Source organism: Staphylococcus sp. aM, from assembly GCF_052975125.1.
Map to the genome: position 1 here is coordinate 843,532 of NZ_CP121447.1, position 11,839 is coordinate 855,370.

Here is an 11,839-nt window from a genome sequence, read left to right on the forward strand (position 1 = left end):
TACGATGATTTATTATAAATAACGTTGCGTTAATAAATGAGCAAACATTACAAGATGATTAATTTTGTTAATTTCATGTTAAAAAGTTATTGACATTGTTTAATAAATGATTTACAATTTATTATGCTATTGAGAAATCGATAAACTTTTGAATGCGTTTTGCCAGCGGTCGTGGCGGAATGGCAGACGCGCTAGGTTGAGGGCCTAGTGGGAGAAATCCCGTGGAGGTTCAAGTCCTCTCGGCCGCACCAAAATAACTTTTAAAATTATATATGCGGGTGTAGTTTAATGGCAAAACCTCAGCCTTCCAAGCTGATGTTGTGGGTTCGATTCCCATCACCCGCTCCAAAATTTAATTAAATGAACATTGAAAACTGAATGACAATATGTCAACGTTAATTCCAATAATGTAACGAAAGTTACAATAATTAATTTAGTTTTATGAGCTAATCAAACATCATAATTTTTTATGGAGAGTTTGATCCTGGCTCAGGATGAACGCTGGCGGCGTGCCTAATACATGCAAGTCGAGCGAACAGATAAGGAGCTTGCTCCTTTGACGTTAGCGGCGGACGGGTGAGTAACACGTGGATAACCTACCTATAAGACTGGGATAACTTCGGGAAACCGGAGCTAATACCGGATAACATATTGAACCGCATGGTTCAATAGTGAAAGGCGGCTTTGCTGTCACTTATAGATGGATCCGCGCCGTATTAGCTAGTTGGTAAGGTAACGGCTTACCAAGGCAACGATACGTAGCCGACCTGAGAGGGTGATCGGCCACACTGGAACTGAGACACGGTCCAGACTCCTACGGGAGGCAGCAGTAGGGAATCTTCCGCAATGGGCGAAAGCCTGACGGAGCAACGCCGCGTGAGTGATGAAGGTCTTCGGATCGTAAAACTCTGTTATCAGGGAAGAACAAATGTGTAAGTAACTGTGCACATCTTGACGGTACCTGATCAGAAAGCCACGGCTAACTACGTGCCAGCAGCCGCGGTAATACGTAGGTGGCAAGCGTTATCCGGAATTATTGGGCGTAAAGCGCGCGTAGGCGGTTTTTTAAGTCTGATGTGAAAGCCCACGGCTCAACCGTGGAGGGTCATTGGAAACTGGAAAACTTGAGTGCAGAAGAGGAAAGTGGAATTCCATGTGTAGCGGTGAAATGCGCAGAGATATGGAGGAACACCAGTGGCGAAGGCGACTTTCTGGTCTGTAACTGACGCTGATGTGCGAAAGCGTGGGGATCAAACAGGATTAGATACCCTGGTAGTCCACGCCGTAAACGATGAGTGCTAAGTGTTAGGGGGTTTCCGCCCCTTAGTGCTGCAGCTAACGCATTAAGCACTCCGCCTGGGGAGTACGACCGCAAGGTTGAAACTCAAAGGAATTGACGGGGACCCGCACAAGCGGTGGAGCATGTGGTTTAATTCGAAGCAACGCGAAGAACCTTACCAAATCTTGACATCCTTTGACCGCTCTAGAGATAGAGTCTTCCCCTTCGGGGGACAAAGTGACAGGTGGTGCATGGTTGTCGTCAGCTCGTGTCGTGAGATGTTGGGTTAAGTCCCGCAACGAGCGCAACCCTTAAGCTTAGTTGCCATCATTAAGTTGGGCACTCTAAGTTGACTGCCGGTGACAAACCGGAGGAAGGTGGGGATGACGTCAAATCATCATGCCCCTTATGATTTGGGCTACACACGTGCTACAATGGACAATACAAAGGGCAGCTAAACCGCGAGGTCAAGCAAATCCCATAAAGTTGTTCTCAGTTCGGATTGTAGTCTGCAACTCGACTACATGAAGCTGGAATCGCTAGTAATCGTAGATCAGCATGCTACGGTGAATACGTTCCCGGGTCTTGTACACACCGCCCGTCACACCACGAGAGTTTGTAACACCCGAAGCCGGTGGAGTAACCATTTATGGAGCTAGCCGTCGAAGGTGGGACAAATGATTGGGGTGAAGTCGTAACAAGGTAGCCGTATCGGAAGGTGCGGCTGGATCACCTCCTTTCTAAGGATATATTCGGAACATCTTCGTAGAAGATGAGGAATAACATTGACATATTGTATTCAGTTTTGAATGTTTATATAACATTCAACATATCTTCTTTTTCAAAGAAAGCGATTCGTAGACAATGCGTTGAGTTACTTTAAAGCGAAGTTTACTAGAGTAAATGAGTATTTAAAGTAATGATAACAAAACAGTATGCAAACGCTTGACTGGAAATAGAACTTGTACATTGAAAACTAGATAAGTAAGTAAAATAGATTTTACCAAGCAAAACCGAGTGAATTAGAGTTTTAAAGCTTGAATTCATAAGAAATAATCGCTAGTGTTCGAAAGAACACTCACAAGATTAATAACGCGTTTCCTGTAGGATGGAAACATAGATTAAGTTATTAAGGGCGCACGGTGGATGCCTTGGCACTAGAAGCCGATGAAGGACGTTACTAACGACGATATGCTTTGGGGAGCTGTAAGTAAGCGTTGATCCAGAGATTTCCGAATGGGGAAACCCAGCATGAGTTATGTCATGTTATCGATATGTGAATACATAGCATATCAGAAGGCAGACCCGGAGAACTGAAACATCTTAGTACCCGGAGGAAGAGAAAGAAAAATCGATTCCCTGAGTAGCGGCGAGCGAAACGGGAAGAGCCCAAACCAACAAGCTTGCTTGTTGGGGTTGTAGGACACTCTATACGGAGTTACAAAAGTATATATTAGACGAATCATCTGGAAAGTTGAATCAAAGAAGGTAATAATCCTGTAGTCGAAAATATATACTCTCTTGAGTGGATCCTGAGTACGACGGAGCACGTGAAATTCCGTCGGAATCTGGGAGGACCATCTCCTAAGGCTAAATACTCTCTAGTGACCGATAGTGAACCAGTACCGTGAGGGAAAGGTGAAAAGTACCCCGGAAGGGGAGTGAAAGAGAACTTGAAACCGTGTGCTTACAAGTAGTCAGAGCCCGTTAATGGGTGATGGCGTGCCTTTTGTAGAATGAACCGGCGAGTTACGATTTGATGCAAGGTTAAGCAGCTAATGTGGAGCCGTAGCGAAAGCGAGTCTGAATAGGGCGTTTAGTATTTGGTCGTAGACCCGAAACCAGGTGATCTACCCTTGGTCAGGTTGAAGTTCAGGTAACACTGAATGGAGGACCGAACCGACTTACGTTGAAAAGTGAGCGGATGAACTGAGGGTAGCGGAGAAATTCCAATCGAACTTGGAGATAGCTGGTTCTCTCCGAAATAGCTTTAGGGCTAGCCTCAAGTGATGATTATTGGAGGTAGAGCACTGTTTGGACGAGGGGCCCTTCTCGGGTTACCGAATTCAGACAAACTCCGAATGCCAATTAATTTAACTTGGGAGTCAGAACATGGGTGATAAGGTCCGTGTTCGAAAGGGAAACAGCCCAGACCACCAGCTAAGGTCCCAAAATATATGTTAAGTGGAAAAGGATGTGGCGTTGCCCAGACAACTAGGATGTTGGCTTAGAAGCAGCCATCATTTAAAGAGTGCGTAATAGCTCACTAGTCGAGTGACACTGCGCCGAAAATGTACCGGGGCTAAACATATTACCGAAGCTGTGGATTGTCCGTAGGACAATGGTAGGAGAGCGTTCTAAGGGCGTCGAAGCATGATCGCAAGGACATGTGGAGCGCTTAGAAGTGAGAATGCCGGTGTGAGTAGCGAAAGACGGGTGAGAATCCCGTCCACCGATTGACTAAGGTTTCCAGAGGAAGGCTCGTCCGCTCTGGGTTAGTCGGGTCCTAAGCTGAGGCCGACAGGCGTAGGCGATGGATAACAGGTTGATATTCCTGTACCACCTAGTATCGTTTTAATCGATGGGGGGACGCAGTAGGATAGGCGAAGCGTGCTATTGGATTGCACGTCCAAGCAGTAAGACTGAGTGTTAGGCAAATCCGGCACTCATAAGGTCAAGCTGTGATGGGGAGAGGAAATTGTTTCCTCGAGTCGTTGATTTCACACTGCCAAGAAAAGCCTCTAGATAGATAACAGGTGCCCGTACCGCAAACCGACACAGGTAGTCAAGATGAGAATTCTAAGGTGAGCGAGCGAACTCTCGTTAAGGAACTCGGCAAAATGACCCCGTAACTTCGGGAGAAGGGGTGCTCTTTAGGGTTAACGCCCAGAAGAGCCGCAGTGAATAGGCCCAAGCGACTGTTTATCAAAAACACAGGTCTCTGCTAAACCGTAAGGTGATGTATAGGGGCTGACGCCTGCCCGGTGCTGGAAGGTTAAGAGGAGTAGTTAGCTTCTGCGAAGCTACGAATCGAAGCCCCAGTAAACGGCGGCCGTAACTATAACGGTCCTAAGGTAGCGAAATTCCTTGTCGGGTAAGTTCCGACCCGCACGAAAGGCGTAACGATTTGGGCACTGTCTCAACGAGAGACTCGGTGAAATCATAGTACCTGTGAAGATGCAGGTTACCCGCGACAGGACGGAAAGACCCCGTGGAGCTTTACTGTAGCCTGATATTGAAATTCGGCACAGCTTGTACAGGATAGGTAGGAGCCTTTGAAACGTGAGCGCTAGCTTACGTGGAGGCATTGGTGGGATACTACCCTAGCTGTGTTGGCTTTCTAACCCGCACCACTTATCGTGGTGGGAGACAGTGTCAGGTGGGCAGTTTGACTGGGGCGGTCGCCTCCTAAAAGGTAACGGAGGCGCTCAAAGGTTCCCTCAGAATGGTTGGAAATCATTCATAGAGTGTAAAGGCATAAGGGAGCTTGACTGCGAGACTTACAAGTCGAGCAGGGTCGAAAGACGGACTTAGTGATCCGGTGGTTCCGCATGGAAGGGCCATCGCTCAACGGATAAAAGCTACCCCGGGGATAACAGGCTTATCTCCCCCAAGAGTTCACATCGACGGGGAGGTTTGGCACCTCGATGTCGGCTCATCGCATCCTGGGGCTGTAGTCGGTCCCAAGGGTTGGGCTGTTCGCCCATTAAAGCGGTACGCGAGCTGGGTTCAGAACGTCGTGAGACAGTTCGGTCCCTATCCGTCGTGGGCGTAGGAAATTTGAGAGGAGCTGTCCTTAGTACGAGAGGACCGGGATGGACATACCTCTGGTGTACCAGTTGTCGTGCCAACGGCATAGCTGGGTAGCTATGTATGGACGGGATAAGTGCTGAAAGCATCTAAGCATGAAGCCCCCCTCAAGATGAGATTTCCCAACTTCGGTTATAAGATCCCTCAAAGATGATGAGGTTAATAGGTTCGAGGTGGAAGCGTGGTGACACGTGGAGCTGACGAATACTAATCGATCGAAGACTTAATCAAAATTTATGTTTTGCGAAGCAAAATCATTTTACTTACTATCTAGTTTTGAATGTATAATACATTCCATTTGTCTGGTGACAATGGCAAGGAGGTCACACCTGTTCCCATGCCGAACACAGAAGTTAAGCTCCTTAGCGCCGATGGTAGTCGGACTAACGTTCCGCTAGAGTAGGACGTTGCCAGGCAAATAATAGGATGCGATGAGCCGCATTGAGACCGCAAGGTCTCTTTTTTTATGTTTAAAATAAGAAAGTCAACGCAGAGCAAATGCGTTTAGACGATGAATTGAAGAATGAGTGCAACGAGCTTAGTCGAGCTAAGTGAGTAAGTGAGAGATGAAAATGAAGAAGTATAAGCGTATTTCTCTCAAGTTGAAAAAGGTCCTTAGCGCCGAAGGTAGCAGACTAACGTTCTAAAGCAAAACAGTGATTGAAAATCACATGTTTTACTTACTTAATAGCATGAGCTATTAAGATCAATAGCCCATGCCAGGCAAATAATAGGATGCGATGAGCCACATTGAGACCGCAAGGTCTCTTTTTTTATGTTTAAAATAAGAAAGTCAACGCAGAGCAAATGCGTTTAGACGATGAATTGAAGAATGAGCGTAACGAGCTTAGTCTATCTAATAGTTGAAAGTAGAAACTAAAACGAAGCCATGCAAGTTTACATAGCTTCGTCTAGTTTAAATTAATAATGAATATAGCATTTTATTTTCATTAATGTAAATGTTTGAAGAATCAAACTGATTTACATTTTCTTTTAATTGTTGTAAGTCTGTATGATCTTTAAGTTGAATACCGATAATTACAGTACCAGTATTTTGAGATGATTTCTTTAAATATTCAAATTTAGTGATATCATCTTGTGGTCCTAGTACATCATTAACGAATTCTCTAAGTGCACCAGGTCTTTGAGGGAAATTAAGAATGAAATAATGTTTCATTTCTTCGTATAATAATGAACGTTCTTCAATTTCTTTCATACGGTTAATATCATTATTCCCACCACTTACGATGCAAACTACTGTTTTGCCTTTGATTAATTCTCGATAGTCTTCTAATGCTGCTACACTTAGCGCTCCAGCAGGTTCTGCAATAATTGCTTGTTTAGAATACATATCTAGGATTGTTGAACAAACTGCACCTTCATCCACTTGCACATAGTCATGTACGAAAGATTTAGCAATTTCAAATGTAATATCACCAACTCTAGCAACTGATGCACCGTCTACAAATTTATCAATGTTTTCTAATGTTACAATTTTGTTATTAACTACTACAGATTCATACATACTACTAGCTCCAGCAGGTTCTACACCAATGATTTTAGTTTGTGGAGAATAGTCATGAAAATAAGTACTGATACCTGAAATTAAACCACCACCGCCAATAGCTGCAAATAAATAATCAAAATTGATATTTTCCTCGCGAGATTGTGTAATCATTTCTTTAGCTAATGTACCTTGACCTGCAATAGTATAAACATTATTAAATGGATCAATAAAAGTCATATTATTTTGTTTAGTATATTCAAGCGCTTCTGCTAAACAATGGTCAAATGTGTCACCAGTTAATTTAATTTCAACATTACCATTTCCAAAGAATTGAACTTGGTTAATTTTTTGTAATGGTGTTGTGACTGGCATAAAAATGACAGCTTTTAGATTAAGTTTTTTTGCTGTGTAGGCCACGCCTTGAGCATGGTTTCCAGCACTAGCACATGTAATCGCTTTACTTTGAATGTCATCAGATAGGACTGAAATAGCATTATACGCACCACGCAATTTAAAAGAGCGTACCCATTGCAAGTCCTCTCTTTTTAAATATACCTTACAATCATACTTTTGAGATAAATAGTGATCTAATTGTAAAGGCGTTTCTTTAACTATATCTTTAAGACGTAAATAAGCTTCGTCGATATCTTTGGTTGAAACTGTTGTTTTTACTGTCATAATTTTCCCACCTTAATGTACTTTTTCATATTTTTCAATTAAATCTTCATATTGTAAAGTAATATCAATATCATCAAGACCATTGATTAGCTTATTCTTCCAGGTTTCATCGATATCAAAGTGGAAGGTTTGTTCTGTTGATGATACAGTTTGATTAGGTAAATCTATTGTGATCTCTTTGAATGATGCTAGATGTTCACGTGAAGGTTTATCTAAAACGATAGGGAGCATGGCATTCTTAGTACAATTCATATAAAAGATATCACTATAACTTCCAGCAATGATAATACTAAAACCATAGTCTTTTAATGCCCAAGCAGCATGTTCTCTACTTGAACCACAGCCAAAATTATCTCCAGTGATTAAAATACTAGCACCTTGATATTCAGGTTTGTTTGGATTGAAGTCTGGATTATCGCTTCCATCTGGTAAATAACGCCATTCATCAAAAGCAAATGGACCAAAACCAGTTTTTGAAATCCGTTTTAAATGAACTTTTGGAATAATTTGATCTGTATCAATATTATCGTAAAAGAGAGGTACAATTTTACCTTGATAAGTTGTAATTGGTTTGATATCCATCTAAACGACCACCTTTCTAACATCAACAAATCGTCCATTAATTGCCGCTGCAGCGGCCATAGCAGGGGAGACGAGATGAGTTCTTGCTCCCTTACCTTGTCTACCCTCAAAATTGCGGTTACTTGTTGATGCACAATGTACGCCTTCAGGTACTTGGTCCGGATTCATACCTAAACACATTGAACAACCTGGTTCACGCCATTCAAATCCAGCTTCTTTGAATACTTTATCAAGTCCCATTGATTCTGCTTCTTTTTTTACTGTTCGTGATCCTGGAACAACAATAGCAGTAATATTAGGATGCACATGATTGCCTTTTACAATATGACTAGCTTCGATCAAGTCAGTAATTCTAGCGTTAGTACATGAACCTAAAAATACATAACCTAATTCAATATCTTCAGCTTTTTGTCCTGGTTCAAGTCCCATGTATTGATAAGCTCGTTCGTCATTAGAATCTTTAATTTCAGGGAATGGGGTATTAAAATTAACGCCCATTTCAGGATTAGTGCCCCAAGTTACTTGAGGTTCCAATTCTGAAACATCCATTTCAATGACTTTGTCAAAAATAGCATCTTTATCAGAATAAAGTTGTTTCCATTCAGATATTGAGCGTTCGAAATTGTCAGCATAAGGTCTACCTTTTACATATTCAAATGTAGTTTCATCTGGTTGCATGATTCCATATTTTGCACCTGCCTCAATAGCCATATTACATATTGTCATTCTAGCTTCCATTGAAAGGCTTTTGATTGTTTCACCAGTGAACTCTAAAGCATAATCAGTACCAAAATCTACACCGTATTGATTAATAAGGTAAAGAATAATATCTTTAGCGTATACACCCTTAGGTAATTTTCCATTGATATCAATCTTCAAATTTTTAGGTTTAGTTTGCCAAAGCGTTTGTGTAGCAAATACATGTTCTACCTCACTCGTTCCGATACCAAAAGCTATGGCACCAAAAGCGCCATGTGTAGCAGTATGAGAATCACCACATACAATAGTCTTTCCTGGTTGTGTTAGTCCAGTTTCAGGTCCAACCATATGCACGATTCCTTGTTCATCTGATCCCATATCAAATATGTGTACACCGAAGTCTTTTGCATTTTTTTGTAGCGTGGTAATTTGCTTATTTGCAATTTCATCTTTGATATTAAAAATATCTACTGTTGGGACATTATGATCTAATGTAGCAAAAGTTAAATCGGGACGTCGTAAGCGTCTATTTTGAATTCTCAATCCTTCAAACGCTTGTGGTGATGTTACTTCATGTATCAAATGTAAATCAATATATAATAATTGAGGGTCACCTACATTTCCATGCAAGACATGTTTATCCCATACTTTGTCAAATAGTGTTTGTCCCATAAGATGACGCCTCCCTTAAGTATAAAATTCTTTTAAAAATTTAATAATTTGTGATGTAGTATACGTACCGCCTAAATCGGCTGTGCATTTTCCATCTCTAATGAGTTGATATACATTGTTCTCTAATTCTTTAGCTGCCTTAATTTCATTGAAACTTTCACGTAAACACATTGCTAAAGATAATATCATTCCAAAAGGATTGGCTTTATCTTGACCAGCAATATCAGGTGCAGAGCCATGAATAGGTTCATATAATCTTGTTCCATCTTTACCAAAACTAGCTGATGGAGATAATCCTAAAGAACCTGGAATGACCGAAGCTTCATCGCTTAAGATGTCTCCAAATAAATTTTCAGTGACAATGACGTCAAATTGTGTTGGACGTGTAATCAAATGCATACTGCAGGCATCTACGAGTAAATATTCTACTTCTACATCTGGATAATCATGTTTTACTTCCTCTACCGTTTTTCTCCAAAGTTTACTTGAAGCAAGTACATTTTCTTTATCGACTGACGTTAACTTCTTATGTCGTTGCTGCGCTATTTCAAATGCGACTCTAACAATTTGTTCAATTTCAGTACGTGTGTAAGTTAAAGAATCTAGTGCATGATGATCAGTTAATTCACGTGGTTCTCCAAAATATAAACCACCTGTTAATTCTCTAACAATAACTAAATCAGTACCTTCAACTCTATCTTGTTTGAGAGGTGAAAGATGGCTCGTGCCATCAGTCACAATAGTAGGGCGAATATTAGCATATAAATTAAGTGACTTTCTTAATTTTAATAATCCTTGTTCTGGACGTACGTTAGGATTAGTCCATTTAGGACCTCCGATAGCACCTAATAATATCGCATCAGCATTTTGACAAGCCTTTAAAGTTTCATCTGTAAGAGGTGTGCCATAGACATCTATGGCAGCTCCTCCAAAATGATGTGTATCTACTTGATACTCAAAATGATATTTTTGACTAATTTTTTCTAGAACTTCTAAACTCCCATTTAGTATTTCTGGGCCTATGCCATCTCCAGGTAAAGCAACGATATTATAGGTCATGATTGGATACCTTCTTTCTCTTTAGCGTCTGCATCGTATTTTGCATGTGCCTCAATATAAGCTTTACATGAAGCTTTTAAAATATCGTGATCAATACCTATACCATTGACTTCTTTATTGTTGATTACAAGATTAACATGTACTTCTGCTTGAGCATCTGCTCCTTCTGTAACGGAATCAATGCGATAATCGATTAATTCTGTTTCACGTTTAAAGATACGATCAACTGCATTATAAATTGCGACAATAGAACCTGTACCAATACTTGAGTCTTGATAAATGCTGCCATCTTTATCTTTAATTACAACAACTGCACTTTGAAGTCCATTAGAAACGAATTGAAGTTGTAATGCTTCTAGTTGATAAATCGCACTTTGTTCATGTTCTGAGCCCTGAATTAAAGCATGAATATCGCGGTCAGAAACCGATTTTTTCTTATCAGCAATAGATTTAAATTGTTTAAATAAATTAATTTGATCGTCTGGATTAATGTCATAGCCTAATGCTTTTAATTTTTCAGCAAAGGCGTGCTTACCTGAAAGTTTTCCTAAAGGTAATTCTGTAGTACTAACACCAACTAATTGAGGCGTCATAATTTCATATGTTTCACGATGTTTAAGAATACCATCTTGATGTATACCAGATTCATGACTGAATGCATTTTGTCCTACGATAGCTTTATTTCTTGGTACACGAATACCTGCATAACGAGAAATTAAGTCAGAAGTTTTCTTAGTTTCTTTTAACTCAATTTGTGACTCTATTCCATAATGATCTTTACGAATATATAGTGCTAAAGCGACTTCTTCTAGTGCTGCGTTACCAGCACGCTCGCCAATACCATTTACAGTACCTTCTACACGTCTCGCGCCACCTTCAATAGCAGCTAGACTATTAGACACCGCCATACCTAAGTCATCGTGACAATGTGAACTATAAATAATTTCATTATCAGATTGAACGGATTCAGTTAAAGTTTTAAAAATTTGTCCATATTCATTTGGGTAACTAAAACCTACAGTGTCAGGAATATTAATAATGGTTGCACCAGCATCAACAGCTGTTTGTACACTTTGTATTAAAAAATCCATATCTGTTCGTGTTGCGTCTTCAGGTGAGAATTGAACGATATCAAATAATTGCTTAGCATAAGTGACATGTTCTTTTATAGAATCTAAAACTTCTTCTTGAGACATTTTCAATTTATGCTCTAGATGAATAGGGGATGTCGCAATAAAGACATGTACTAGAGGTTTAGCAGCATGTTTTGTTGCTTCATAGACTGCATCAATATCAGACTTGATACATCTAGCTAAACCACAAACAGCAGTTGTTGTTAAGGCTTTAGAAATAGCTTCCACTGATTTGAAACTACCTGTACTAGAAGCAGGAAAGCCAGCTTCGATAACATCTACACCCCATTTTTCAAGTTGTAGTGCTATTTTTAAACGTTCATCGAATGTGAAATTCACTCCAGGTGTTTGTTCACCATCTCTAAGAGTGGTATCAAATATTTGAATATGGCTACTCATTTTAATCAACTCCTTAATCCA

General features: G+C 40.6%; 5 protein-coding genes, 2 tRNA genes and 3 rRNA genes. 5 read left to right on the forward strand and 5 right to left on the reverse strand.

All coding sequences use genetic code 11. The features are described from left to right. The first annotated feature begins 165 nt into the window (after positions 1 to 165). The 5 genes from P7F85_RS04085 to rrf all read left to right on the forward strand — a co-directional run bounded on the left by P7F85_RS04085 (position 166) and on the right by rrf (position 5,505). Positions 166 to 251: transfer RNA gene (locus tag P7F85_RS04085), tRNA-Leu, on the forward strand. 23 nt (positions 252 to 274) lie between these two features. Continuing rightward, positions 275 to 348 (forward strand) — tRNA-Gly (locus tag P7F85_RS04090). Between the two features lie 118 nt (positions 349 to 466). After that, positions 467 to 2,019: ribosomal RNA gene (locus P7F85_RS04095) — 16S ribosomal RNA — on the forward strand. A gap of 379 nt (positions 2,020 to 2,398) precedes the next feature. Next, positions 2,399 to 5,320 (forward strand): 23S ribosomal RNA (locus tag P7F85_RS04100). Between the two features lie 70 nt (positions 5,321 to 5,390). After that, positions 5,391 to 5,505, forward strand: a 5S ribosomal RNA gene (gene rrf, locus P7F85_RS04105). Together the 16S, 23S and 5S rRNA genes with 2 tRNA genes alongside form the textbook arrangement of a ribosomal RNA operon. Before the next feature lie 500 nt (positions 5,506 to 6,005). Here rrf and ilvA read toward each other — a convergent pair. From ilvA to P7F85_RS04130, 5 genes are read right to left on the reverse strand one after another with little or no spacing between them, the layout of a single operon-like run. Next, a complete protein-coding gene (gene ilvA, locus P7F85_RS04110; protein WP_046464257.1) occupies positions 6,006 to 7,274 on the reverse strand; it encodes a threonine ammonia-lyase IlvA in 1,269 nt (422 codons plus the stop codon). A gap of 12 nt (positions 7,275 to 7,286) precedes the next feature. Continuing rightward, entirely contained in the window at positions 7,287 to 7,856 is a 570-nt protein-coding gene (gene leuD / locus P7F85_RS04115) for a 3-isopropylmalate dehydratase small subunit (RefSeq protein WP_002466253.1), read from the reverse strand. Continuing rightward, positions 7,857 to 9,227: a 3-isopropylmalate dehydratase large subunit gene (gene leuC, locus P7F85_RS04120; protein ID WP_046464258.1), complete on the reverse strand. Its 1,371-nt coding sequence runs from the start codon at positions 9,225 to 9,227 to the stop codon at positions 7,857 to 7,859. It lies immediately after the preceding gene. Positions 9,228 to 9,242: 15 nt separating this feature from the next. Continuing rightward, positions 9,243 to 10,286: a 3-isopropylmalate dehydrogenase gene (leuB, locus tag P7F85_RS04125; RefSeq protein ID WP_447158566.1), complete on the reverse strand. Its 1,044-nt coding sequence runs from the start codon at positions 10,284 to 10,286 to the stop codon at positions 9,243 to 9,245. Further along, on the reverse strand, positions 10,283 to 11,818 hold the full coding sequence (locus P7F85_RS04130; RefSeq protein WP_002466264.1) for a 2-isopropylmalate synthase: 1,536 nt from the start codon (positions 11,816 to 11,818) through the stop codon (positions 10,283 to 10,285). Before P7F85_RS04130 ends, leuB begins: the two co-directional genes overlap by 4 nt. Positions 11,819 to 11,839 lie beyond the last annotated feature (21 nt).

Coding starts and splice junctions, on each gene's coding strand:
- leuC (WP_046464258.1), bottom strand. CDS start 9,227: ATGGGACAAACACTATTTGACAAAGTATGGGATAAACATGTCTTGCAT.
- ilvA (WP_046464257.1), bottom strand. CDS start 7,274: ATGACAGTAAAAACAACAGTTTCAACCAAAGATATCGACGAAGCTTAT.
- P7F85_RS04130 (WP_002466264.1), bottom strand. CDS start 11,818: ATGAGTAGCCATATTCAAATATTTGATACCACTCTTAGAGATGGTGAA.
- leuD (WP_002466253.1), bottom strand. CDS start 7,856: ATGGATATCAAACCAATTACAACTTATCAAGGTAAAATTGTACCTCTC.
- leuB (WP_447158566.1), bottom strand. CDS start 10,286: ATGACCTATAATATCGTTGCTTTACCTGGAGATGGCATAGGCCCAGAA.